Source organism: Deinococcus indicus, from assembly GCF_002198095.1.
Taxonomy (GTDB): Bacteria; Deinococcota; Deinococci; order Deinococcales; family Deinococcaceae; genus Deinococcus; species Deinococcus caeni.
The window spans coordinates 567,645-591,803 of sequence record NZ_NHMK01000009.1; the positions used below are offsets into that span (position 1 = coordinate 567,645).

20 protein-coding genes are annotated in these 24,159 nt (G+C 71.6%); 7 read left to right on the forward strand and 13 right to left on the reverse strand.

All coding sequences use genetic code 11. The features are described from left to right. Positions 1–13 precede the first annotated feature (13 nt). Positions 14–1,312, forward strand: a complete 1,299-nt coding sequence (locus CBQ26_RS05210) for a DUF4139 domain-containing protein (protein ID WP_088247473.1) — start codon at positions 14–16, stop codon at positions 1,310–1,312. Between the two features lie 317 nt (positions 1,313–1,629). On the opposite strand, the gene CBQ26_RS05215 is transcribed toward CBQ26_RS05210, so the two are convergent. The 3 genes from CBQ26_RS05215 to CBQ26_RS05225 form a co-directional block, all read right to left on the reverse strand. After that, positions 1,630–2,370, reverse strand: a complete 741-nt coding sequence (locus CBQ26_RS05215) for a methylenetetrahydrofolate reductase (protein ID WP_088247474.1) — start codon at positions 2,368–2,370, stop codon at positions 1,630–1,632. Next, positions 2,367–6,110 (reverse strand): methionine synthase, encoded by a 3,744-nt coding sequence (gene metH, locus CBQ26_RS05220; RefSeq protein WP_088247475.1) that lies wholly within the window; start codon positions 6,108–6,110, stop codon positions 2,367–2,369. Before metH ends, CBQ26_RS05215 begins: the two co-directional genes overlap by 4 nt. A gap of 350 nt (positions 6,111–6,460) precedes the next feature. Beyond that, positions 6,461–7,309, reverse strand: a complete 849-nt coding sequence (locus tag CBQ26_RS05225) for a prephenate dehydratase (protein WP_088247476.1) — start codon at positions 7,307–7,309, stop codon at positions 6,461–6,463. Positions 7,310–7,378: 69 nt separating this feature from the next. On the opposite strand from CBQ26_RS05225, the gene CBQ26_RS05230 reads away from it, so the two are divergent. Next, positions 7,379–8,794: an amidase family protein gene (locus CBQ26_RS05230; RefSeq protein WP_229843992.1), complete on the forward strand. Its 1,416-nt coding sequence runs from the start codon at positions 7,379–7,381 to the stop codon at positions 8,792–8,794. A gap of 75 nt (positions 8,795–8,869) precedes the next feature. On the opposite strand, the gene CBQ26_RS05235 is transcribed toward CBQ26_RS05230, so the two are convergent. Further along, complete coding sequence (locus CBQ26_RS05235; protein WP_088247477.1) at positions 8,870–9,487, reverse strand: septum site-determining protein MinC; 618 nt, start codon at positions 9,485–9,487, stop codon at positions 8,870–8,872. A 215-nt stretch (positions 9,488–9,702) separates the two neighbouring features. On the opposite strand from CBQ26_RS05235, the gene CBQ26_RS05240 reads away from it, so the two are divergent. Together CBQ26_RS05240 and CBQ26_RS05245 are read left to right on the forward strand one after the other, a co-directional pair. Beyond that, positions 9,703–10,083, forward strand: coding sequence for a S1 RNA-binding domain-containing protein (locus tag CBQ26_RS05240; RefSeq protein WP_055362658.1), 381 nt, complete (start codon positions 9,703–9,705; stop codon positions 10,081–10,083). Positions 10,084–10,280: 197 nt separating this feature from the next. Then, positions 10,281–11,606, forward strand: coding sequence for a S1C family serine protease (locus tag CBQ26_RS05245; protein WP_088247478.1), 1,326 nt, complete (start codon positions 10,281–10,283; stop codon positions 11,604–11,606). 32 nt (positions 11,607–11,638) lie between these two features. Here the strand turns inward: CBQ26_RS05245 and CBQ26_RS05250 are convergent, their stop codons facing one another. From CBQ26_RS05250 to CBQ26_RS05290, 9 genes are all read right to left on the reverse strand, one after another. Beyond that, the gene (locus CBQ26_RS05250; protein ID WP_088247479.1) at positions 11,639–11,920 is read right to left on the reverse strand and encodes a hypothetical protein; all 282 of its coding nucleotides are present in this window, start codon (positions 11,918–11,920) and stop codon (positions 11,639–11,641) included. Positions 11,921–11,987: 67 nt separating this feature from the next. Then, a complete protein-coding gene (locus CBQ26_RS05255) occupies positions 11,988–12,791 on the reverse strand; it encodes a [LysW]-aminoadipate kinase (RefSeq protein WP_088247923.1) in 804 nt (267 codons plus the stop codon). A 72-nt stretch (positions 12,792–12,863) separates the two neighbouring features. Further along, positions 12,864–13,187, reverse strand: coding sequence for a DUF1294 domain-containing protein (locus CBQ26_RS05260; protein ID WP_088247480.1), 324 nt, complete (start codon positions 13,185–13,187; stop codon positions 12,864–12,866). A 24-nt stretch (positions 13,188–13,211) separates the two neighbouring features. Next, positions 13,212–14,207: a 4-hydroxy-3-methylbut-2-enyl diphosphate reductase gene (gene ispH, locus CBQ26_RS05265; RefSeq protein ID WP_088247924.1), complete on the reverse strand. Its 996-nt coding sequence runs from the start codon at positions 14,205–14,207 to the stop codon at positions 13,212–13,214. Positions 14,208–14,319: 112 nt separating this feature from the next. Further along, positions 14,320–15,825, reverse strand: coding sequence for a phospholipase D-like domain-containing protein (locus tag CBQ26_RS05270; protein ID WP_088247481.1), 1,506 nt, complete (start codon positions 15,823–15,825; stop codon positions 14,320–14,322). 142 nt (positions 15,826–15,967) lie between these two features. Continuing rightward, on the reverse strand, positions 15,968–17,641 hold the full coding sequence (locus tag CBQ26_RS05275) for a glycerol-3-phosphate acyltransferase (protein WP_088247482.1): 1,674 nt from the start codon (positions 17,639–17,641) through the stop codon (positions 15,968–15,970). A gap of 46 nt (positions 17,642–17,687) precedes the next feature. Further along, on the reverse strand, positions 17,688–18,392 hold the full coding sequence (locus tag CBQ26_RS05280; protein ID WP_088247483.1) for a DUF4388 domain-containing protein: 705 nt from the start codon (positions 18,390–18,392) through the stop codon (positions 17,688–17,690). 38 nt (positions 18,393–18,430) lie between these two features. Beyond that, positions 18,431–19,936, reverse strand: a complete 1,506-nt coding sequence (locus tag CBQ26_RS05285) for an NAD(P)H-hydrate dehydratase (protein WP_088247484.1) — start codon at positions 19,934–19,936, stop codon at positions 18,431–18,433. A gap of 1 nt (position 19,937) precedes the next feature. After that, entirely contained in the window at positions 19,938–20,783 is an 846-nt protein-coding gene (locus CBQ26_RS05290; RefSeq protein WP_088247485.1) for a tetratricopeptide repeat protein, read from the reverse strand. A gap of 429 nt (positions 20,784–21,212) precedes the next feature. On the opposite strand from CBQ26_RS05290, the gene rsmA reads away from it, so the two are divergent. The 3 genes from rsmA (at position 21,213) to CBQ26_RS05305 (ending at position 24,101) form a co-directional block, all read left to right on the forward strand. Continuing rightward, a complete protein-coding gene (gene rsmA / locus CBQ26_RS05295; protein ID WP_088247925.1) occupies positions 21,213–22,028 on the forward strand; it encodes a 16S rRNA (adenine(1518)-N(6)/adenine(1519)-N(6))-dimethyltransferase RsmA in 816 nt (271 codons plus the stop codon). Between the two features lie 91 nt (positions 22,029–22,119). Beyond that, the gene (locus CBQ26_RS05300; protein ID WP_088247486.1) at positions 22,120–23,130 is read left to right on the forward strand and encodes a carbohydrate kinase family protein; all 1,011 of its coding nucleotides are present in this window, start codon (positions 22,120–22,122) and stop codon (positions 23,128–23,130) included. Between the two features lie 341 nt (positions 23,131–23,471). Then, positions 23,472–24,101: a hypothetical protein gene (locus CBQ26_RS05305; protein WP_088247487.1), complete on the forward strand. Its 630-nt coding sequence runs from the start codon at positions 23,472–23,474 to the stop codon at positions 24,099–24,101. The last annotated feature ends 58 nt before the right edge of the window (positions 24,102–24,159 follow it).

Genomic DNA, 24,159 nt, shown 5'->3' on the forward strand with positions numbered 1-24,159 from the left:
TCACCATGCAGCCATGACCAAAGCGTTCCCGGCCGTCCTGCCCGCCCTCGCCGCCGCCCTCGCCCTCGGCAGCGCCGGCGCCACCGACCTGCGCATCTACCCCAGCTTCACCGAGGTCCGCCAGCCCGTCACCGCCACCGGCACCAGCCTGAACGTCACCCTGCCCCAGTCCGCCTGGGAAAGCGTGCTGCCCGGCAGCCTCGACCTCGAAGGCCTGCCGTTCAGCAGCGCCGCCCAGACCCTCCAGAGCAACTGGCTGAGCGGCCTCGAAGGCCAGACCGTGTTCCTGCGCCGCGGCGACACCACCGAACCCGTCACCCTCGTGCGCGCCCGCGACCTGCTCGTCAAGGACGCCCAGGGCCGCTTCTTCAACGTCCGCTTCGAGGACCTGTCCTTCAGCGCCGCGCCCCCCCTGAACCCCCAGAGCCCCAGCCAGACCCTGACCTACACCCTGCCCCGCGCCGGAGCCGGCACCCTGACCTACCTGACCCGCGCCGTCACCTGGAGCCCCCGCTACACCCTGAACGCCAGCAGCGCCGGCGCGAACCTGACCGCCCTGGCCGACCTGCGCAACACCACCGACCTCGCCTACGACGTGCAGAACACCGAACTGTACGCCGGAGACGTCACCGTGCAGGCCAACCCGCAGGCCGAAGCCGCCGGATTCGCCGCCGATATGGTCATGCGCGCCGTCCCCAGCGCCGCCGCCCCCGTCCCCAAGATCCAGAGCCAGGGCGAACTGCGCGGCCTGACCCGCTACGACCTCACCACGCCCTTCACGCTGCCCGCCAACTCCGTCATCACCCTGCCGTTCCTCACCCCCAAACTCAGCCGATTCGAACGCTACGCCGGGCTGGAGACCTACTTCGGCACCGGCACCCGCACCGGCACCCTCAACCGCTCCTACCGCCTGGAAGCCGACCAGCGCCTCCCCGCCGGACCCCTCACCGTCCGCGAGGACGGCCGCCTCGTCGGCCAGACCACCCTCCCCGACACCCGCAAGGGCGGCACCATCGACTTCTCCCTGGGCGAAGACCCCGACATCGAATACACCCGTACCGCCGCCCAGACCGCCCAGGTCAAGGACGCCAACGGCAACGTCACCAAGACCACCTACCGCGTCACATACGCCTTCGAGAGCAGCAAGGACCGCGCCGTCCGCGCCGAGATCACCGAACGCATCGGCGGCCGCGTCATCATCATCGACACCAGCGCCCCCGTCAGGAACCAGGGCACCGCGAACCTCCGGGTGGACGTCCCCGCCAAGGGCAAGATCAGCAAGAGCTTCACCGTCGTGATCGACAACAGCTGAAGCTTCAGCTCGATTCGGGTCTTCCAGACGTTCCTGGGAGGCCCGATTCATTTGCCCCACCTCCCAACCCCCATCCCCAGGGGGGACGGGGGAGCAGGCGTTGCACTGGGCAAGAGTTTCTTTCGGCGCGGCGTGTTTGTGTTGGTCGCTGACGGGTCCGGCCTCGACGCCATCCTTCCGCGCCCGCTGGAAGGCCCGCGCGCTTCGCGCACGACGGCTGGTGGCAGTCGGCGGTCAGATGATCGGTGGGACGGTTCGCATTGCTGATCTACCTTTCCAGCTTCAGCCAGGGGCCGGGGTCGTGTAGAGCCTGTCGCTCAGAGAATGCCTTCCAGGTACGCCTGTACGTCCACCTTCACGGGCATGAAGTACGCGTGCTGGTCGCGCTCGCGGGCGAAGGCCAGCAGGTCGGCGGCAAAGGCGCGGTTGCATTCCAGGGTGGGTGTGAACGAACGGGGGAACACGGCGTGGTTACGGGCCCGCCAGTAGTTCAGGCTGGATTCGGTCAGGATGCTGGTCGCGCCCCACCACACCTGCGTGCCGTCGGGGATCAGGTCACTGTAGGCGTCCATGACGCGCAGATCGAAGAACGGCTGCGTGAAGAACCCGGTCGCGCCCACATCCAGTTTGCGTTCCAAGTAATCGCGTTCCCGCGCGAACGACTGCCGGTACGGGTCCAGGCCCGCGTACACGGTCAGGTGCGGAGCCTCGCGGCGCAGGCGGCGGATCAGGTCCACGGCGTCCTGGTCGTACACCCGCGCGCTCATGTCCGCCGGAGCGTCGCCCGTCACGACCAGCACCTCGGTGATGCCGTGCTGCTCCAGCGTGCCCAGGAACGGCAGAGGCTCACGCGGATTGAAATCCACGGCCCGCAGGTGCGGCACCGCCCGGTACGCGGGCCGGGCGAACGCGCACCCCAACCACGACCGCAACGAGTACCGCGTCAGATCCGGAATGTTCACCGTGTCCACGCCCGGCAGCGCCGCCACCACCTGCGCGATCTCGCCCCGCAACCCACTGCGCGACCGGGGTACGAGTTCAATGGACACGCGGGTCATGGGCGGCCTCCGGCGGCGGGGGATGGTTGATGGTTGATGGTTGATGGATTCCGACCATCAACTTTCAACTGTTCACCATCAACACCCGCAGGGTCATAAGCGAGGATCGGTCCCAGCCAGCGTTCCACCTCGTCCAGCGGCATGCCTTTGCGCCGGGCGTAGTCCTGCACCTGATCGCGGCCGATGCGACCCACGGCGAGGTAGCGGGCTTCGGGGTGCGCGAAGTACAGCCCGGATACGGCGGCGGCGGGTGTCATGGCGCACGATTCGGTCAGGGTCAGGCCGACCTCCCCGGCGTTCAGGAGGGTGAACAGGGTGCGTTTCTCGGTGTGGTCGGGCTGCGCGGGGTAGCCGGGCGCGGGGCGGATGCCCTGGTAGCGTTCGCGGATCAGGTCGTCGTTGCCCAGCGTTTCCTCGGGCGCGTAGCCCCAGTGGCGCACGCGGACGTCCCGGTGGAGTTTCTCCGCGAAGGCCTCGGCCAGCCGGTCGGCGATGGCCTTGACCAGAATGGCGTTGTAATCGTCGTGCTGCGCCTCGAAGGCGGCCGCGAGTTCCTCTGCGCCGTGAATCGCCACCGCGAACGCCCCGATGTGATCCCCGTCCGGCAGGATGAAGTCCGCCAGCGCCGCGTTCGGCGTGGCCTGATCGCGCTGCTGACGCAGGGTATGGAGGATGGTTGATGGTTGATGGTTGATAGATGACGGGGTCTGGTCGTTTCCATCAACCATCAACCGTTCACTTTCCACCACGATGTCGTCTCCGTCGCGCCGGGCGGGCCACAGGCCGATCACGCCGCGCGCGGTCAGGAGCTTCTCGTCGATAGCCCGCCGCAGCAGCGCCTGTGCGTCGGCGAACAGTTTGCGGGCTTCCTCGCCGCGCAGGGGGTCGGTGAGGATGTTCGGGTAGATGCCCTTCATCTCCCAGGCGATGAAGAACGGCGTCCAGTCGATGAAGTCCAGCAGCTCCGCGATGGGCTGCTCGATGACCTGACGGCCCGGTTCGCGCGGGGCGGGCGCGGGGGTGGGGGAGACCTGCGGCGCGCGGGCGCGGGCCTCCTCAATGGGAATCAGGCGCACCTGCCGTCCGCCATGCCGTTCGCGCAGCGCGTCGTACTCGGCGCGGACGCGGTCCTGCACGCCCGCCGGGTCGGCCAGCAGGTCGGCGGTGGTCGTCACGGCGCGGCTGGCGTCCAGCACGTGCACCACGGGGCCTGGGTAGGCGGGGTCGATCTTCACGGCGGTGTGCGCGCGACTGGTGGTCGCCCCGCCGATCAGCAGGGGCAGGTTCAGGCCGCGGCGGGTCATCTCGCGGGCCACGGTGACCATCTCGTCCAGGCTGGGGGTGATCAGGCCGCTCAGGCCGATGACGTCCGCGCCGATCCGCTCGGCCTCGTCGAGGATCTTCTCGGTGGGCACCATCACGCCCAGGTCGGTGACCTGATAGCCGTTGCAGGCCAGCACCACCCCGACGATGTTCTTGCCGATGTCGTGCACATCGCCCTTCACGGTCGCCAGCAGCACGCGGCCCTTCCCGCCGGCCTCCTGCTTCTCGGCCTCCATGTACGGCGTGAGGTACGCCACGGCGCGTTTCATCACGCGGGCGGACTTCACGACCTGCGGCAGGAACATCTTCCCGGCCCCGAACAGGTCCCCGACGACGTTCATGCCGTCCATCAGCGGCCCCTCGATGACCTTCAGCGGCGAGCCGAGTTCCTGGTACGCTTCCTCGGCGTCCTGATCGACGAAGTCCGCGATGCCCTGCACGAGCGCGTGCTTCAGGCGCTCCTGCACTGGCAGGTCACGCCAGGGGCTGCCCGCGCCGACCTCGCGCTTGACACCCTTGTAACGGTCAGCGAGTTCCAGCAGCCGCTCGGTCGCGTCGGGGCGGCGGGCCAGGATCACGTCCTCCACCGCGTCGCGCAACTCGGGTTCGATGTCCTCGTACACGGCGAGCATCCCGGCATTCACGATGCCCATGTCCAGTCCCGCGCGGATCGCGTGGTACAGGAACACGGCGTGCATCGCCTCGCGCACGTGGTTGTTCCCCCGGAACGAGAACGACACGTTGCTGATCCCGCCCGACACCAGCGCGCCCGGCAGGTTCGCCTTGATCCAGCGGGTCGCCTCGATGAAGTCGATGGCGTAGCGGTCGTGCTCCTCGATGCCCGTGGCGACCGTCAGGACGTTCGGGTCGAAGATGATGTCCTGCGGCGGGAAGCCCACCTCCCCGGTCAGGAGGCGGTACGCGCGGGAGGTGATCTCCTTGCGCCGCTCCAGGTTGTCCGCCTGCCCCTGCTCGTCGAAGGCCATCACGACTGCCGCCGCCCCGTAGCGGCGCAGGAGGCGGGCGCGTTCCAGGAACTTCTCCTCGCCGTCCTTGAGGCTGATCGAGTTCACGACCGCCTTGCCCTGCACGCGCTTGAGGCCCGCCTCCAGGATCTCCCACTTGCTGCTGTCCAGCATCAGCGGCACGCGGCTGATGTCGGGCTCCCCGGCCAGAAGGTTCAGGAACTTCACCATGGCGGCCTCGCCGTCGAGCATGCCCTCGTCGAAGTTCACGTCCACGATCTGCGCGCCGTTCTCGACCTGCTGCCGCGCGATCTTCAGGCCCGCGTCGAAATCCCCGGCCAGGATCGCCTTGGCGAATTTGGGGCTGCCGGTCACGTTGGTACGCTCGCCGACGTTCACGAAGTTCAGTTCCGGCGTGACATTCAGCGGTTCCAGGCCGCTCAGGCGCAGCACGGCGGGCTGCGCCGGGGCCACGCGCGGCGTGATCTCGCGCACCGCGTCGGCAATCGCGCGGATGTGCTCGGGCGTCGTGCCGCAGCAGCCACCCACGATGTTCACGAGGCCCTCGCGGGCGAAGTCGGCCAGCACGCCCGCGGTGTGCTCGGGCGTCTCGTCGTACTCCCCGAAGGCGTTCGGGAGGCCCGCGTTCGGGTGGACGGACACCAGCGCGTCCGTGTTCGCGGCGATCTCGCGCAGGTGCGGGCGCAGCAGGTCCGCGCCCAGCGCGCAGTTCAGGCCCAGGCTGAACAGGTTCGCGTGCCCGGTGCTGATCGCGAAGGCTTCCGGCGTCTGCCCGCTCAGGGTGCGCCCGGAGGCGTCCGTGATCGTGCCCGACAGCATGACCGGCAGCGTCTTGCCGGTGCGGGCGAAGGCCTCCTCGCAGGCGAACAGCGCGGCCTTGGCGTTCAGGGTGTCGAACACGGTTTCGAGCAGCAGGAGGTCGGCGCCGCCCTCGATCAGACCCTCGGCGGCCTCGGTGTAGGCCGCGACCAGATCGTCGTAGGTGACGTTGCGGAACTCCGGGCGTTCCACGTCCGGCGAGAGGGTCGCCGTGCGGTTCGTCGGGCCGATACTGCCCGCCACCCAGCGCGGTCGGCCATCGCGGGCGGTGAACTCGTCGGCCACCTCGCGGGCCAGCCGGGCGCCCTGCACGTTCATCTCGCGCGCCATGCTTTCCGTGCCGTAGTCCGCCTGACTGATCGTCGTGGAGTTGAAGGTGTTCGTGCTGGCGATATCCGCCCCGGCCTCGAAGTACGCGCGGTGCACGGCGCGGATCACGTCGGGTCTCGTCAGTTGCAGCAGGTCGAAGTTCCCCCGGTACATCCGCAGGGGATCGGCGCCATCCCAGCGGAAGTCGGCCTCGGTCAGGCCCGCTCCCTGAAGTTGCGTGCCCCACGCTCCGTCCAGAATCAGGATTCTCTTGCGCGCCTCGGCGCGAATATCGGTGCTCATGGTCCACCCCTGTCAAACAGAAAGCCGCCCGGTGGCGGCCTCGAAAGTCTCTGTGCGCGATTGCTGCGCCGCTCCTGGGCCATCGTCCCCGCTCGCGCCATCGTCAGCGCACCCACGCGGGTCTTCTCTGAAAGCACCGTTGCCGCGATGAGGGCCGGTTGCCTCGCCATCACAGGGCAGAAAATCCCCTCCGGCGACTCTGGATGACCGCGCCCGGCGGGCACGATGAGGGCAGCATAGCGCACCCCCACGGCCGCAAAAGGGGGGTGGAGTGGACAACGCCCCCACCCACCCCCGCCCCAGCACGGCCCCGCCCGGCCACCCGCCGGAGTCCGTACCGGTCCATAACGTCAGCCGACCGTGCCCTGCGCTGCCGGGTACGACCCGATGATCTTCGCGTAACTCGCCTTGCGCAGCACCCCCGCCAGCGCCTGCGCCACCCGCGGATCACGCGCGTCACCCTCGATGTCCACGTACATCAGGTAACTCCAGGCGCGGTCGCGGCGCGGACGGCTCTCGATGCGGCTCAGGTTCAGGCCGCGCAGCTCGTTCAGCGTCTCGACCAGGAAACCCGGCGTGTGCCGCACCGCGAACACCAGACTGGTCTTGTGCGGCGCGTCGCTCGGCGCGGGCTCGGCGCGCGACAGGATCATGAACCGCGTGAAGTTGAACGGCTCGTCCTCGATCTCACGCGCCAGGATGTTCAGGCCGTACAGTTCCGCCGCGCGGCTGCTGGCGATCGCCGCGAGGTCCCGCTCGCCGCTCTGCGCGAGGTTCTTGGCGCTGCCGGCCGTGTCGTGCGCCGCGACCGGCTGCCACCCGTGCTTGCGGATCAGGACCGTGCACTGATCCAGCGCCGGCTGCTGACTCGCCACACGCCGGATGTCCTCCAGCGCCACGCCCGGCAGCGCCATCAGGCAGTGCGACACCCGCACGACCACCTCGCCCGTCACGTGCAGGTCCGTCTCGCTCAGCAGGTCGATGGACTGGTGAATGGCGCCCATCAGGCTGTTCTCGACCGGCAGCACCCCGAAGTCCGCCTCGCCGGCCTCCACGGCCCGCGCGACCTCATGAAAGGTCGGGTAGCCGCGCGACTCGACGTCACGGCCCTCTCCCAGGGCGTTCAGCGCGGCGATCTCCCCGTAGGAACCGGGATTCCCCTGAAAGGCGACGGTCAGGCGGGCGGCGTGGTCACTCATGCGCCCGAGGCTACCGCACCGCGTCCCAACCCGCCCACCCGGCCGATAGACGTGGGTACAGTACGGAACGTGACCCTGACCATGCCCGACCCGATCCTCGATCTGGACGTCTGCTCCCTGGCCGCCGCCACCCGCCGCGGCGACCTGACCGCCAGCGAGGTCACCCGCACCTACCTGACCCGCCTGCACGCCCTGAACCCCCACCTGCGCGCCGTGATCACCGTCAACCCCGACGCGCAGCGCAGCGCCGACACCCTGGATGCCCTGAGCGAGCCCCGGCGCGGCCCGCTGCACGGCGTTCCCGTCCTGATCAAGGACAACATCGACGTGGCCGGCCTGCCCACCACCGCCGGCAGCCGCCTGCTGCTGGAGCACGTGCCCGCGCAGGACGCCCCGCTCGTCGCGCGCCTGCGGGCCGCCGGGGCCGTCATCCTGGGCAAGGCCAACATGACCGAATGGGCGAACTTCATGACCGTCGGCATGAGCAACGGCTACTCCAGCGCCGGCGGGCAGACCCTCAACCCCTGGGGCGACACCCTGGACACCGGCGGCAGCAGCAGCGGCAGCGGCGTGGCCGTCGCCGCGCGCCTGTGCGCCGCCGCCATCGGCACCGAAACCAGCGGCAGCATCGTCAGTCCCGCCCACCAGAACGGCGTGATCGGCCTGAAACCCACCCTGGGCCTCGTGCCGCGCACCGGCATCGTTCCCATCAGCCACAGCCAGGACACCGCCGGACCCATCACCCGCAGCGCCCGCGACGCCGCCCTGATCCTGAGCGTCATCGCCGGCCCCGACCCGCACGACGAGGCCAGCCGCCGCCGCCCCGTCCCCGACCTGCGCGTCCGCAGCGGCGTGCTCGGCGGCGCGCACCTCGGCATCATCCGCGACGAACCGCACGCCACGCCCGCCGAACAGGCCGCCCTGGACCACCTCTGCGCCCGCCTGGACAGCCTGAACGTCACCCGCCTGGACGTGACCTTCCCCACCCGCCAGGAACTGAACGCCAGCGGCTGGAACCTCGAAGTCCTCGAATACGAATTCAGGGGCGACCTGAACGCCTACCTCGCCGGCGTCACCCACGGCCCCCGCAGCCTCCAGGAAGTCATCGACGCGAACGACCGCGACCCGGAACGCCTGCTGCGCTACGGCCAGACCCTCCTGCACGCCGCGCAGGGCACGCGCGGCGACGCCAGCGAAACCAACTACCGCCGCGCCCGCACCCGCGACCTGGACCTGACCCGCACGCGCGGCTTCGACCAGCTGTTCGCGCGCGGCCTGGACATCCTGATCTTCCCCGGCATCCACGGCTGCGGTCTGGCCGCCAAGGCCGGCTACCCCAGCCTCGCCCTGCCCGTCACGCCCCCCGGCACCGACACGCCCGGCGGCGCCCTGCTCGTCGCGCCCGCCGGACAGGACGGCCGCCTCCTGTCGCTGGCCTCCGAACTGAACCGAGAACTCGGCGGGGTGCGTTTCCCGGCGGTGTAGGAGGGGAGTGGATGGTCCTGACGTGGGCGGTCCGGCCGCGCACACGCTCCTGACCATCAACCATCAACCATCAACCTACTTCTGCGTGTCGATCTGGATGACCCCTGCGTTCAGGCGGGCGATCTCGGCGGTGGGTTGGTCGTCGCGGTGACGCATGTTGTTCAGGCTGCTGCCCTCGGGCGCGCGGGCGACGGCGTCACCGATGCGGATCTGGGCGCTGGCGATGGGTCGCGCCCACACGATGGCGTCGCTGTGACCGCCGCTGCCGGCATGTGCCACGCCGCGCAGCGCGCCGATCACGATCACGTCGCCGCCGGCCACGATCTCCGCGCCGGGGTTCACGTCGCCCAGCACGATCACGCTGCCCGGGTACTCGCCGCGGAATCCGGCGCGCAGGGTGTTCGGGACGATCACGGTCCGCGCTGGCGGCAGGGGCGGCCGCGTGTCCGGGGCGGGGGCGGGCGCGGTGACGGTCACGCGCGGCGCGCGGATCCGGCCGGGGGTGCCGCCGGCCGCGCGGACGTGCGCGAGCGCCGCTTCCAGGGCCAGCGGGTCGGCGTCGCCCTGCACTTCCAGGGTCACGTGGGTGCCGAGCAGGTCGGCGCGCACGGCGAGGGACTCGTTGACCGAGTCGGCCGTGTCACCGGGTTCGAGCAGGAGGTTCATGCCGCCAAGCGTGCCGCGCAACTTCATGAGACCCAATCTAGAGCATCGCCGGGCCGGGTCAGGGGAACGCCGCGCCGTTCTGGACCGGGTGCAGCGCCGCCCGGCTGCGGGCGTGCAGGTCGCCTTTTCTGAGGACTGGGCGCGGGATTTCTTCACGTTCAAGGCCGGGGCGTGGGCGGGTGCGGCGCACGGGCGCGGGGGATGGTGTACCATGAGCCTCATGCTTTTCAAGGAGAACACCTTTGGTGCAGCTTGATTCCGGCGCGGTCGTGGAGGGCCGCGTGACGCGCGTGACCGACTTCGGCGCGTTCATTCAGTTCGAGAACGGCGAGACGGGCCTCGTGCACATCTCGCAGATCGCCCATTCGTTCGTGCGCAACATCCACGACCACGTCCGCGAAGGCGAGAACGTGGAAGTGAAGGTGCTGGGCCGCGACGAGCGGGGCCGACTCGACCTTTCGATCAAGGAACTGCTCGAGGAGCCCGAGGAGGTGCCCCGCCCCCGCGCGATCGGACGGCAGAGCCCTCAGTTCGAGGCCAAGCTCCGTTCCTTCATGCGTGACGCCAAGGAACGCACCACCGCTGGCGGTGGGAAGAAACCCGCAGGCAAACGCAAGAAGTAACCCTCCGACCCTGCCGCACGGCCTCCTGCCGGAGATCCGTCCAGCTGCCGCCCACGCCCCGCGCGTGGGCGGTTTTCCTGTTGCCGCGCCGCCCTGTCTGCCGCGCCGCCCTGTCTGCCGCGCCGCCCTGACGCAGGTCAAGGAGGAGTGCGGGCGTTTTAACCAAGCTGTAACGGGCTCCTTTCAGAATGCGCCGTATGAAACGCTCCCTGTCCATCCTGGCCCTGACCGGAACCCTCGCCGTCGGCGGGCTGGTCGGCTACGAACTGAACGCCCGCACCGCCAGCGCCCCGGCCACCGCCTCCGCGCCGGCCGTCACGCAGACCACGCCGGACACCAACCTCGACGCCGGCCGGGGCGCGCAGGGGCAACTGCTGCCCACCTCGACCGGCACCTACGACGCGGGCCGCGCCCGCACGGAATCCGAGGCGAACACCGTGCAGGTCGTCAAGGACCGCCAGGACGGCCTGGTGTACGTGAGCGTCAAGGAAAGCAGCGCCGGCAGCGCCCAGGCGCAACTGCGCCAGCGGCTGCAACAGCAGTTCCCGTTCGCCCTGCCCGAAGGCGACCAGGAGCAGACCGGCACCGGCAGCGGCTTCTTCGTCACGGACAGTGGCGACATCATCACCAACAACCACGTCGTGGAGGGCGCCAGCGAGATCACCGTCCGCCTGCACGGCGACAAGACCGAGTACCGGGCGAAAGTCGTCGCCCGCGCCCCCGACTTCGACCTGGCCCTGATCCGCGCCGAGGGCCTGCCCGCCGGGGCGGCCAAACCCATCCCGCTGGGCGACAGCGACCAGCTGGACGTCGGCCTGAAAGCCGTCGCGATGGGCGCCCCCTTCGGCCTGGACTTCAGCGTCTCCGAGGGAATCATCAGCAGCCTGGAACGCACCGTGCCGGTCGGCACCCGTGGCGTGCAGCAGAGCGTCATCCAGACCGACGCCGCCATCAACCCCGGCAACAGCGGCGGCCCGCTGCTGGACAGCGCCGGGCAGGTCATCGGCGTGAACACCCAGATCCTGACCGGCGGCAGCAGCCAGAGCGCCGGGGTGGGCTTCGCCATTCCCGTGAACACCGTCAAACGACTCCTGCCGCAACTCCAGGCCGGTAACGGCGGCGTGATCCAGACCCCCACCCTGGGCGTGCAGTTCACGGACCTGAGCGTCCTGAGCGAGCAGCAGCGCAAACAGGCGGACCTCCCCGAACAGGGCGCCCTGATTCAGGAAGTCGCGCCGGACAGCCCCGCCGCTGCCGCCGGCCTGCGGGGCGGCACGACCGCAGGGCTGGAACTGAACACCCCCCAGGCCGGGACGCAGGGCAGCCAGGACACCCTGAGCACCGACGGGGACATCATCACCGCCGTGGACGGCCAGCCCATCCGCGAGGGCGACGACCTGCGCCGCGCCATCATCGGCAAACGCATCGGCGACCGCGTGAAACTCACCGTGCAGCGCGCCGGCAAGACCCGCACCGTCGACGTGACCCTCAGCGCCTTCAGCTTCCCCAGCACCAGCCAGTAAAGCCGCGTCCAGCCCGCGTCAGCCGAACAGACCTAACCGAACAGTGGGCCGAGATCGGTCATCACGCCGGTCGCCTGGGCGGGCGTGAACACGTACGAGCCGAACACCGCGTGGAATTCGTCGTGGGTGAGGTGGCGGGTCTGGCCGCTGGGGCCGGTCGCCTGGACCTGTTCGCCGCGTGCGGTCAGGCGGTACTCGCCGAGTTCGCGGACGCTGGCTTTCTTGCCGCGTCCGGCGCGGAGCAGGGCGGTCACGCGGTGCTCGCAGCCGCCCCTGACGCTCAGGAATTCCAGGAGTTCGGCCGGGGTCAACATCGGCTGGGAAGCATAGCACCCCCGCCCGCCCAGGCGGGAGAGGGAGGCGGAGGGTTGCAGGCTGGGATTACGAGACGACGGTGCCGGCCCCGCCGAGCGCGGCGCTGACGGGTTCCCCGGCGCGGGCGTCGCCGAAGATCACGCGCCTCACGCCGCCCTGCACGGCTTCGGCGGCGCCCAGGACTTTCTTCTTCATGCGGTCCTGCGCGAATTCCAGGTAGGATTCCACGTCGGCGGCGGGAATCTCGCGGATCAGGCTGCTCTCGTCGGGGTAGGCGCGCAGCAGGCCCGGTACGTTGGAGAGCAGCAGCAGCGCGTCTGCTTTCAGGGCGACGGCCAGCGCGGCGGCGGCGCGGTCGCCGTCCACGTTGATGGCCACACCCTCGTAGGAACTGGCGGGGGGCGTGAGGACCGGCAGGTAGCCGCCTGCCAGCAGCAGGTCGATCAGGTCGGTGTTCACTTTCTCGACGGTGCCGGTGTGGTCGCCGCGCAGGATCTTCGTCTTGCCGTCCTCGACGATTCGGACGGAGTCCTTGTGGCGGCCCTCGAAGATGCGGCCGTCGAGGCCGGACAGGCCGACGGCGTTCACGCCGAGGCGTTGCAGGCGTTCCACGATGCCCTTGTTCATCTTGCCGCAGTACACCATCTCGAAGATTTCGAGGGTCTGGCGGTCCGTGAAGCGGCTGGTGTATCCGCTGGGGCTGGTGACGAAGCGGGGCGGGTGGCCCAGGGCCTCGGCGACGCGGTTGGTCTCGCCGCTGCCGCCGTGGACGAGGATCAGTTTCTCGCCGGCTTTCCAGCGCCGGGCGAGGTCCGCGCAGACGGCGTCGTAATCGATTCCGGCGCTTCCGCCGACCTTCACTACTATCATGCGGCGCATCCTAACGCATGATAGGAATGAAGGTCAAATGATTTTCAATTGATAGGGGAGGGTGGGAGCGGCTCAGATCCAGACGACCAGCGCCAGCAGCGCCGCCCACGCGACGGCCCACCACAGGCAGATGCCCCGGAAGACCCGCTGGTACGCCACCTTGCGGGTCTTGTGCCGGAAGACCTGCTGCGCCGCCCACGACCCGGCCCAGCCGCCCAGCCGCTCGAAGCGGTGCAGCGTCGCCTCCGGCAGGCGCCCCTCGCGGGCCTGCGCCAGCTGCTTGTCCCGCCACACCGCCACGAACGCCACCAGCCCCCACACGACCTGCCACGCCACGAACGCGCGCAGCAGCGTGTCCAGCAGGGCCGGGACGTTCAGCTGCCAGTCACTGCCCACCCGCGCCCCTCGTGACGGCGTTCCTCACTGCTGCGTGCGGGGCAGCGCCTGCGTGGGCAGGATCTTCTTCGGCTCGCGGAACTCGATGTTCTCCCACTCGCCCTCCTCGATGACCTCCAGCGCCGGGTTCAGCGCCCGGAAGTGCGCCACGACCGCCTGCACCAGATCGTCCGGCGTGCTGGCCGCGCTGGTGATCCCCACCGACCGCACCCCGGCCAGATCGACCCCCGCGAGGTCCGCCGCCGTCTCCAGCCGCACGGACCGGCCGCACTCGGCCTCCGCGAGTTCCAGCAGGCGCATGCCGTTGCTGGAATGCGTGCTGGTCAGCACCAGGAACAGGTCCACGTGCGGCGCGATTGATTTCACGGCGTCCTGGCGGTTCTTCGTGGCGTAGCACAGGTCCTCGCTGGGCGGCACCACCAGCGCCGGGAAGCGCCCCCGCAGGATGTCCACGGTGCGGCGCGTGTCGTCCACGCTGAGGGTCGTCTGGGTCAGGACCACCAGCTTCTGCGGGTCCGGCACCTGCACCGTGTGCGGGTCGTGCAGGCCCTCGCCGGTCTTGCCGAGCACGCCCACCAGGATGGTGTTCTCGGGCGCCTCGCCCTGCGTGCCGATGACCTCCTGATGCCGGGCGCTGTCCCCGATCAGCAGGATGGTGTAGCCCTCACGGGCGTACTTCTTGGCCTCGGTGTGGACCTTGGTGACGAGCGGGCAGGTCGCGTCGATGGTCGCCAGCCCCAGCGCCCGCGCCCGCTCACGCACCGCCGGGCTGATGCCGTGCGCGCTGAACACGACCGTCTCGCCCCCCTGCGGGAGGGCGTCCACGCCGTCGAGGTCCTCCACGAAATGCACGCCGTACCCCTGCTGAAGGCGATCCACGACCGTGTGGTTATGCACGATGGAGTGGTACACCGTCACCGGTTTCGACTCGGTCTGCGCGGCCTTCTCGACCGCCTGGATCGCCATGACGACCCCCGCGCAGAAGCCGCGCGGCTTGGCAAGGTGAAGCCGCTCAACCACGCGCGACCACCGGAAGGACACAGGAGACGGAAGGAACGAACGACGTCATGCCCGACAGTGTAATGCCCGCCTGCCACGCAGACCGTGCCCCAGCCGGCACCCCGCGGCCCGGTCAGGGGGCGCCCACCGGGATGCGCTCCAGCCACCACTCACGCGGCACCGGGCGGCTCGAGGTCCGCCACGCCTCCGCGAACGACGCGTCCTGCGCCGCCACCGCCGCCCCGTCCGAGGTCGCCAGGGCCGCCTCGGCCAGACCCCACGGCCCCCACGCACTGAAATGAAAGTTGATGCTGCCCGCCACGACCACCGACCGGTCCACGACCAGCGCCTTGGTGTGCAGGGCGAACGTCGTGTAGCGCGCCTCGAACCGGTCCTCCAGACCGCGCCGCCGCAACTCGCGGCGCAGCAGCGCCACCGCCGAGCGGTTCGTCGGGGCTCCCACCCCGTAATCCACCAGCAGCAGCCGCACCCGCACGCCCCGCTCCAGCGCCGCGAGCACCGCCCCGAAGTACGGCGGTTGGTCCTCGGCCCGGCACGGATCGGGCCGCAGGAACGCGAACCAGCACGTCACGGACGTCCCGAAATCCGCCTGCATCAGGTCCAGGGACTCGCGCGCCGCGCCGATCAGCGCCAGTTGCGCCCGGTCCGCCTGATCCTCCCCGCCGGGCCGCCGGTACAGCAGGAACGCCCGCGCCTCGCCCGCCCGGACGGCCTCCCGCGCCGCCGGCGGGTGCGACACCGGGTCCGCCTCGCCCCGCACGCAGGCGGCACTCACGGCGTCCGGCGCGACCAGCGGCGGGCAGCGCAACTGCCACGAGTGCCGCCACAGGTCGTCGAAGGCCGCCACGCCCGCCTGCGCCGCCGGTCCCCGCACCCGCAGGCCCAGGTCATGCAGGGACCGCGCGCCCGGCACCGGCCCACCCGCCGGCAGGTGCCACGCCGAGAAGTTGAACCCCGCCACCGTCAGGTCCGTGCCGTCGATCACGTGCAGTTTCACGTGACTGTGCGGCAGGAACCGGAAGGTCAGGACCGACACCTGCCAGCCCAGCGCCGGGTCCTCCAGCGGGACGCCCAGCGCGCGCAGGTCGCGTGCCAGCACAAGCGCCGGCCCGGTCCCGTCCGGGTCCAGCGGGTCCGGGTAGCCGCCCAGCAGCGCCCGCACCACCACGCCCTGCGGGTACTCGCCCGGCGCGGCCCGCACCCGCGCGTACAGGTCCCGCACGGCCCGCGCGAAGGTCCAGCCGGGCATTCCCGGCCCGCCCCACCACTCCATGGAGGCCAGCAGCACCTCCGAGCGGGCCGCGACCACCTGCTGCGCGATCCGGTCGAAGGCGTCCACCGGCGTGTTCAGGTCACGGGGCGTACGCAGGAACTCCAGGAACGCGTTCCCGCACGACAGGTCCGACCCGTCCGGCGTGCGGACCGCCTCCCACAGCGCCCGTTCCAGCCGGTCCGCCGGAGTTGCACACGCGCCCGCCGCGGCCGGGGGCCAGCCCGCCACCACCGCCGGCCGCGCCGGTCCCAGCCACAGCGGCAGCTCCGCCGCTCCGGCCCAGGCGCTAAGGAAGGCCAGCAGGAACAGCCCCCGCCGCCACAGGCCCACTCCGGCACGCCGCATCTGGCCCGCAGCATAGGGCGCGGCCCGCCCGGTTTCCTGCCGACCAGCCGGCCCGCGTCTCCATCAATCGTTCAGGGACGGCCCATGCAGGAGGGGCCGGCGCGGTCGTCCCGCGCGGCCCCCCAGGCCGGAACGCGGCCGGTCAGTCGACGACCTCGAAGCCCAGTTTCGCGGCCTGATCCACGAAGAAGTTGATGTTCTCGGTCAGCGTCTGCGGCCCCAGGCTCTTGCGCCAGTGCTCGCCGGTCGCGGCGATGATCAGCGTCTCGGCGAGGCAGGCGGGCACCTGTCCCTCACCGAACTGCAGGTCGATGTTGCTGGTCATCCCGCCGGGGGGGCGCACCACGCCGCCGGGAATGACGCGCACGCCGGGAATGGCGGCCACGCTCTCGTCCACGTCGGCGGGGCGGCCCTCGTCGAAGATCCACGCGCCGCTCCTGACATGCTGCGGGAAGATCACGGGGTTCGGGTCGCTGGTCGCCGTGAAGATCAGGTCCGCTTCCTTCAGGGTGTCGTAACTGGTGGTCGTGACGATCTCGGTGTCCTTCGACGCGCGGCGCAGCGTGGCGGCGCTGCGGTCCAGGCGTTCCAGGTCGCGGCCCACCATGATGACCTTGCCCACCTGCGGCGCGATGGTCCGCGCGATGCCGAACGCGACCACGCCGTTCGCCCCGACGACGGCCGCCGTCGCCTGCTTCAGGTCGCGGCCCTCGGCGGCGAAGTGCTCCAGGATGCCCGGAATGGCCGCCTTGATGGTCCCGGACGTGTACGCCCCCCCGTTCGTGATGGTGATGTCCGGCACGGCCGCCTGCACGTCCACGCCCTTGTTCCCCACCACCGACCAGAACGCGCCCAGCCCGAACACCTCCGCGCCCAGTTCCTGCGCCAGCCGCGCGCCCTCGATGGCGCGGCGCGTGGCGAGGTCCGGATTGTCACGGAATACGTCCGGCAGCAGCGGACTGGACAGCAGGTAGCAGCGGACGCTCTTGCCGTCCGTCGTGCGGATGCCCTGCAACTCCCCGACCTTCATGGGCCGCAGGCTCTCGGCCATCTGCCGCACGCCCGCCTCGCTGATCAGGCCCTTTTCCACCAGCGGACGCAGCCACGCGAAACGCCGCGCGCTCCAGAAGTTCTCCAGCGTCATGGGGTGAATCATGAACGCCGCGACCACCTCGTCGCTGCGGCGACCGGCCAGCGGCACCGCCTCGCCCAGACGCGGCTCGGTGCCGTCCAGCATGCGGCCCAGGTTCTCCTTGAAGCGCCACGTGGCGGCCACCAGCAGCGCCAGCGCGCCCAGTTTCGCGGCCGGTCCCAGCGGCAGCGTCGCCAGCGCCAGCGCGAACGCCAGCAGGCCCGCCAGCGTCGCGGCGCCCACGTACCCCCAGAAGCCCGCCACGCCCGCGTACACCACGACCGGCAGGGCCGCCACCCACAGCGGCGCGGCGCCCGTCACGGCCAGGGCCGCCATGACGCCCAGCAGCACCAGATTGCCCCGCCCGCGCGGCGGCGTCTGCCCGTACAGCGCGCGCGGCGGGTTCAGGTGCCCCAGGTACGCGGCGAGGCCCGCCAGGACCGTCACCTCGGGCACGCCCAGGCTGGAGGCCATCAGGACCGCCAGGAACCCCTTGACGGCGTCCAGCGTGGCCGTCAGGGTGGCGAGGCCCGGCCCGACCCGGTACAGGACGTTCTCGACCCCCAGGTTGTGCGCGTTCGTGACGCGCGTGTTCACGCCCGCGCGTGACAGGACCGCGTGACCGAGCGGGACACTGCCCACCAGGAACGCCACGACTAACAGCAGGGCCGACAGAAACAACATGCCGGCCATTCTAGGGCAGGCGCCCCCCACCTGACGGGCCGGCCGGTCAGGTCAGGTGCTTCTGCTCCCACACGAGGTCGCGCAGCACCCAGCCACTGCCGGGAAACCGCAGGCCCAGGCGCAGTTCGCCCAGCAGGTAGTCGCGGACCTCGTTCAGGGGCGTGCCGATCGTGACGGCGTCCCCCAGGGTGCGTTCGCCGTCCAGGACCCGCGCGACCGGGTGCAACGCCGCCCGCTGCCGGGTCGGCATCAGCCGCAGCCGGAACCACTCGAAGCGGTCCTGCGGTTCCAGACGCCCGTCCCGCACGGCCTGCGCGACCACCTGCGCCACCTGGAACAGCGGCACCTCCGCCTCGCGCGCCGCGGCCCGCACCGAGCGGCCCTGCGGGACATCGAACAGCGGCAGCTGCCCCTGGAACACGCGGCTGGGACTGCCGATCACGCCGCACACCTGCCCCCACTCGTCACTGATGCGCGCCCAGTCGGTCGAGAAGTGCCCGTACGCGCCCAGCGGCGTGCCCGTCACGGCGCGCGGCTCGAAGGTGAACATGCCGGACTCGGGCAGCATCGGGCTGGCGTGCAGCGCCTCGCTGCCCAGCCAGTCGAGAATCCCGCCGGACACGATCTCGCCGTTCACGAACGCCACCGTGAACGGCACGTCCGCCTGAACCTCCAGCACCCCCGTCTGGCGGGTCGTGTGAATCAGTTCCAGAACCCCGAGAAGGGGGAGATCACTCAGCAGGCCTTGCATGGATGCGTGCAACCTACCACCTCCGGACACGGGAACAGTCAGGGAAACTTCACGCCGCGCGGGTGCATGTGGGGGGGGAGGCCGGCGGCGCCCAGGTCCCGCCACGCCCCCCCGAGTTCCTGCGCGACGTCCGAGGCGCTCAGGCCGTAGCCGTGCCGGGCGGCGGCGCGCTCCCCGGCGCGGGCGTGCAGACGCACCCCGACCACCGCCGCGTCCGCCGCGCCCAGCCCCTGCCCCAGCAGCGCCGCCAGCACGCCCGAGAGCGTGTCGCCCATGCCGCCGCTCGCCATACCCGGATGCCCGCCCCGCGACACGCTCAGGCCCCCGGCGTGCGCCACGACGCTCGGGCCGCCCTTCAGGACGACCGCGCCGCCCAGCCGCGCGTGCAGGGCGCGCGCCGCCGCCAGCGGGTCGCGCGTCACGTCGGCCGTGGCGCACCCCAGCAGCCGCGCCGCCTCGCCCGGATGCGGCGTCCAGACGCAGCGGTCATGCCCGCAGCCCGCCAGTTCCGTTTGCAGCGCGTCGGCGTCCAGCACGGTCGGTACGCCCCAGGCCAGCACCTCGCGGGCCAGCGTGGCGGCGTTCGGCCCCAGGCCCATGCCGATCGCCAGGGCGTCCGGCCGCCCCGACACTGGCGTGCCCAGCAGCGCCGCGCGCAGGTCCGCGTGCCGGTGAACCATCAGTTCCGGCATCAGCAGCGGCACCTCCGCCGCCGAGTGGACCGTCACCAGCCCCGCCCCGGCCCGCAGCGCCCCCACGCCCGCCAGTCCCGCCGCGCCCACCGTGCCCGGATGGCCGCCCACGATCCACACGCGGCCCGCCACGCCCTTGTGCGCGTCCGCCCCGCGTACCGGCAGCCGGGCCGCCACCTGCGCGTCGGTGGGCTGCGCGGCCAGCGCCTGCGCCGCCACCCAGTCGCCCGGCACGCGCAGCGGCGCCAGCTGCACTTGCCCCGCCCGCGCCGCCGCCGGCCCGAATAGCAGCGCCGGTTTCAGGCCCATGAACGTGACCGTCAGGTCCGCGCCCGCCGCGCCGTCCGGCACGGTCGCCAGCGAGTCCGTCAGGCCGCTCGGCAGGTCCACCGCCAGCACCGGCACGCCCCGGTCCCGCGCCCCGTTCAGCGCCGCGAGCACCCCGGCCAGCGCGGGCCGCAGCGGCGGCCGGAACCCGGTGCCCAGCAGGCCGTCCACGATCACGCCCGCTCCCGGCGCGGCGCGCTTCAGGGCCGCCTCGCCCAGGGCGCGGGTCGCGCCGCCCACCGCCCGCCAGCGCCGCCGGTTCAGGCGCGTCAGCGGATGCCGGGACGGCAGCGCCAGCACCTGCACCTCGCGCCCCAGCGTCAGCAGGTGCCGGGCTGCCACGAAGGCGTCACCGCCGTTCGCGCCGCCGCCCGCCAGCAGCAGCGCCGCGCCGTGCGGGAAGGCGGCGTGCGCGGCGTCCGCCACGGCCCGCCCGGCCTCCTCCATGGTCAGGTCCAGCAGCCCGGCGGCCTCCAGGCGCTCGTCGACCGCCCGCGCCCCCGCGCCGTCCAGGACCCACGGCATGTCAGCCTCCGCCGCGCAACGCCAGGAACAGGATCAGGGCCACGACCGCCAGCAGCAGCCAGCGCAGGTTACGCATGCCGGGACTGCGCGCGAACTGCTCCTTCATCTCGGCGTCCGTGTCGTTCCGCGAGCGTTTCAGGCTCAGCCGCTGCCCCTGCCGGATGGACCGCACGCCCTCGGCGATCCGCCCCTGACGGCGCAGCGCCACCCCCAGGTTGTGATGCCCGCCGTCGTAGTCGGGGTTCAGCAGCAGCACCCGCCGGTAGATCGCCTCGGCCTGCGCGTACCGTCCGGCCTCCATGTCCAGGTTGCCCAGGTTCGTCAGGGCGCGGTAGTGGCCGGGGTCGGCCTCCAGCGCGGCCTCCAGCGCCTGACGCGCCCGGTCCTCGTCGCCCGCCACGGCCAGCAGCACGCCCTGCTGGTTGAGCGCCTCGGCGCGCGTGGCGTTCAGCGCCAGCGCGCCGCCCAGCGCCGAGGCCAGCTCGTCCGGGTCCGTGATCTTCTGCGCGGCGTCCAGTGCCGCCACCGCCGCCTCCAGCGCCTGCGGGTCCATCGCCCGGCGCAGCGCCGCGCCGTCCTCTCCGGTCAGCAGTGGCAGCAGCCGCGTCAGTTCCGCCAGGGCGCGCCGCACCGCCGGGTAGCGCCGCGCCCGCAGCCCGTCCCGGAAGTCCAGCGCGGCGTCCAGCGCCTCCTGAAGGTCCAGCGTGGCCTGCTCCTCACGCGCAGAGACGCGCGCCCGCGCCCAGTCGCCCGCCGCGATCAGCTCGCGCAGCGTGGCCGGACGCTCAGGGGCCGGACGCTCGGGGGCCGGTTGCTCTGGGGCCGGGGGGTCGAGCGGAACGTTCACGCCGCCCCCCCGGCAGAAGGCAGGGCCGCTGGGACCCGCGCAGGCAGGCGGAAAACGCTCGGGCAGGACGGAACACTCACCTGCCGAGTATACTGACGCGTTGCAGACCCCGCCCCCGGCGGCGCACGCCCAGGGAGTGCCGTCCCCGCTGGCCCGGCCCTCCGTGAGCCAGTTCCCCCGCGAGGCCGTTCCCGTGATCCTGCCCGCCGTGGTCCAGCCTCCGCGCGCGCCGCCGCGCCCGGCCGGGTGTCCGTCCCGCCCCCGTCCCGCCGAATCGCCCAGCCGCCCTGGCCGCGCACCCACCCCGCGCTCCCATCCGCTGCCTGCCGGCCCCCGCCACCCCACCCCCGGAGCTTTCCCTTGAAACACCCTGCCCACCCCGCCCCCCAGGACGCCGACCGAGACGACGCGCCCGCCACGAACGCCCCGCTGTACTCGCCGGCCCGCGTGCGCGAACTGCTCACCCGGCACGGCCTGAAACCCACCAAGAGCCTCGGGCAGAACTTCCTGATCGACGGGAACATCCTGCGCGCCATCGCCGAGGCCGGCGGGGCCGCGCCCGGCGTGCCCGTCCTGGAAATCGGCCCCGGCCTGGGCGTCCTGACCCGCGAGATCCACTCGCGCGGCGCGCAGGTCACCACCCTGGAAAAAGACGAACGCCTGCGCGCCGTCCTGGCCGAGACGCTGGGCGACACCGACGTGCAGATCATCTGGGGCGACGCCCTGGACTTCGACTACGCGACCCTCCCGGCCGGCACGCGCGTGATCGCCAACCTGCCGTACTACATCACGGGCCTGCTGCTCTCGCGGTTCATGCGCGCCCCCGGCATCGTGTCCGCGACCGTCCTCGTGCAGAAGGAGGTCGGGCAGCGCCTCGCCGCGAAACCCGGCACCGACAACTACGGCTTCCTGAGCGCCATCGCCGCCCTGTACGGCAGCGTCCGCCACGTCCGCGACGTGCCCAAGGGTGCCTTCCTGCCCGCCCCGGACGTGACCAGCAGCGTCATCCGGCTGGACTTCGACCGCGACCGCCCGGCCCCGGAACCCGAATTCCTGAAGTTCATCGAGGCCGCCCTGCACCACCGCCGCAAGACGCTGCGCAACAACCTGCGCATGATCGGCCACGACGGCGACGCCATCGACGCCGCGCTCGCCGCCCTGAACATCCGCGCGGACGTGCGCGCCGAGGACGTCGCCCTGGGTGACCTGCGTGACATGGCTGTGAAACTCGGCGTGATACGGTAAGCGCAGCGTTTCCGCACCCCCAAGCCCCACCCGAATGTCCCTGTGAATGTCCACTGACAAGGGCCGTGAACCGCGCCCTGGAGGTAACCCCGTGAAGTTCTACGTTATCGGCGACGTGACCGTTGACCACCTCTACCACCTCGACCGCCTGCCCGCACCGGGCGAGGAAGTCACCCCCCGGCACGCCAGCATGAAACCCGGCGGGGCCGGCGGCACCATCAGCGTCACCCTGGCCCGCCTGGGCCACAGCGTCACCCTGGCCGCCCGCGTCGGCGACGACCCCTTCGCCGAGTACGCCCTGAGCCGCGTGCGCGAGAGCGGCGTCAGCGAGAACGCCATCCAGCGCGACGCGGACCGCCTGACCAGCACCATCACGGTCATGCAGACCGGCGCGGGCGAACGCGCCATGATCAGCGACGGCGCCGCCAACCGCCAGCTCGACCCGGCCAAACTGAAAGCCAAGGACATCGAGGCGGCCGACGCCCTGATCATCAACGCCTACGCCATGATCGAGGGCCCCCAGCGCGAGTACGCCCTGAAGGCCATCGAGGCCGCCCGCAGCGCCAAGACCCGCGTGCCCGTGTTCATCGACCTGGGCACCGGCGCCGTGAACAAGGCCGGCACCAGCCTGAAAGCCGACGTGCTGGGCGCCGACTACCTGATGCTCAACCAGCACGAGTTGCAGGCCCTGACCGGTACCAGCTCCATCAGCGCCGCCCTGGCGCAGCTCGGCGAGGCCGGCGCGCAGCAGGTCGTCGTGAAGGTCGGCAAGATGGGCTCGATCACCTGGACACCCACCGAGACGGAACTGGTCGACGCCGTGCGCCCCGAAGGCAAGGTCGTCGACTCGACCGGCGCCGGCGACACCTTCACCGCCGCCTTCGCGCACGCCATCCTGGGCGGCGCGACCATGGCCGGCGCCGCCCGCGCCGCCAACGCCGCCGGGGCGCTCGCCGCGACCGGCATCGGCGCGCAGGAACGCCCGATCACGGCCGCCGATCTCGCCGGCGCGCTGCCGGGCATGGTCGCCTCCGCGCCCGCCGCCCCGGCCCCCGCCGCCCCGGCGCGCACCACCCGCGCCCGCAAAACCAGCGCCAGCTGACAGCCGCTCAGGGTGCCGCGAGGCCCGCCTGTCCAGACCGGACGGGCGGGCCTCGCCCTACAGCACCCGTGTGGAGGCGCGAGCGGGCTGCCGGACGTGAAGTGGGCAACCCCGCGCGCGGGTGGATGGCACCACAGATGGAATGCGGATCATGCGGACTCCGATTGAATGGGCTGCAAAGCCCGCTGGGTCCGAGCGGAGCGAGGAGGAGAGAGAAGGGTTCCGGACGTGGAGCCGGCGATCCGGTGAAGTGCCGGATTGTTGGCGCAACAAACGGCAGTCCGTATCAGGAGTGTCTGTTCCTGACGGCGCCATCCGGGGAACTGCCCTATGCTGGGTGCATGACCGAGCGCACCCCCACCGCCCCCGACCGGCCCCTGACCCGTGCGCTGCACGCGGCGGCCGCCGAACGCGGCCTGCGAGGCGGCGACGCCCTGCCGGACGTGCCGGAACTGTTCGCGCTGGTGCGGGACATGCCGTACGCCCGCGCCGACACTCACGAACCGGCCGGGATCATCGCCGGGTGGCGCGGCACCTGCTCGACGAAGCACGAACTGCTCGCCGCGCTGCTGGCCGAGGCGGGTCTGCGCAGCACCGTCATGGCCTGCACGCAGGAGATCCGCCCGCCCGCGGACGCCCCGGCCGAACTGCTGGCCCTGAGCGGCGGGCAGCCGGTCGTGGACGTCCACAACTACCTCGTGGTGCATGCCCCGCAGGGCGACATGACCGTGGACGCCACCTGGCCGCTCGCGGCCGCCACTGCCGGTCTGCCCGTGAACGCCGCGTGGGAGTGGGGGCAGGATCAGGTGATCGCCTGCACCCCGCTGGAGACCTGGGCGGTGCCGGAAGGGGAGAGCGTGGCGGCCTTCAAGGACCGCGCGCTGCGTGCCCGCTACACCCCGCAGGAACTCGAGCGGCGCGAGGCGTTCATCCAGGGTGTGGGCCGCCTGTTCCTCGCGCAGTCCCGGTAACCTCCCCGGCAGTCTCCAGCGCGGCGCCCCCGGATGCGTTAGCCTGCGGGCCGTGACC

Excerpts from the sequence above, each read along its gene's own strand:
- CBQ26_RS05210 (WP_088247473.1), top strand. The coding sequence starts at position 14 with ATGACCAAAGCGTTCCCGGCCGTCCTGCCCGCCCTCGCCGCCGCCCTC.
- CBQ26_RS05215 (WP_088247474.1), bottom strand. The coding sequence starts at position 2,370 with ATGACCCGCGTGTCCATTGAACTCGTACCCCGGTCGCGCAGTGGGTTG.
- metH (WP_088247475.1), bottom strand. The coding sequence starts at position 6,110 with ATGAGCACCGATATTCGCGCCGAGGCGCGCAAGAGAATCCTGATTCTG.
- CBQ26_RS05225 (WP_088247476.1), bottom strand. The coding sequence starts at position 7,309 with ATGAGTGACCACGCCGCCCGCCTGACCGTCGCCTTTCAGGGGAATCCC.
- CBQ26_RS05235 (WP_088247477.1), bottom strand. The coding sequence starts at position 9,487 with ATGAAGTTGCGCGGCACGCTTGGCGGCATGAACCTCCTGCTCGAACCC.
- CBQ26_RS05245 (WP_088247478.1), top strand. The coding sequence starts at position 10,281 with ATGAAACGCTCCCTGTCCATCCTGGCCCTGACCGGAACCCTCGCCGTC.
- CBQ26_RS05250 (WP_088247479.1), bottom strand. The coding sequence starts at position 11,920 with ATGTTGACCCCGGCCGAACTCCTGGAATTCCTGAGCGTCAGGGGCGGC.
- CBQ26_RS05255 (WP_088247923.1), bottom strand. The coding sequence starts at position 12,791 with ATGATAGTAGTGAAGGTCGGCGGAAGCGCCGGAATCGATTACGACGCC.
- CBQ26_RS05270 (WP_088247481.1), bottom strand. The coding sequence starts at position 15,825 with ATGCGGCGTGCCGGAGTGGGCCTGTGGCGGCGGGGGCTGTTCCTGCTG.
- CBQ26_RS05275 (WP_088247482.1), bottom strand. The coding sequence starts at position 17,641 with ATGTTGTTTCTGTCGGCCCTGCTGTTAGTCGTGGCGTTCCTGGTGGGC.
- CBQ26_RS05280 (WP_088247483.1), bottom strand. The coding sequence starts at position 18,392 with ATGCAAGGCCTGCTGAGTGATCTCCCCCTTCTCGGGGTTCTGGAACTG.
- CBQ26_RS05285 (WP_088247484.1), bottom strand. The coding sequence starts at position 19,936 with ATGCCGTGGGTCCTGGACGGCGCGGGGGCGCGGGCGGTCGACGAGCGC.
- CBQ26_RS05305 (WP_088247487.1), top strand. The coding sequence starts at position 23,472 with ATGACCGAGCGCACCCCCACCGCCCCCGACCGGCCCCTGACCCGTGCG.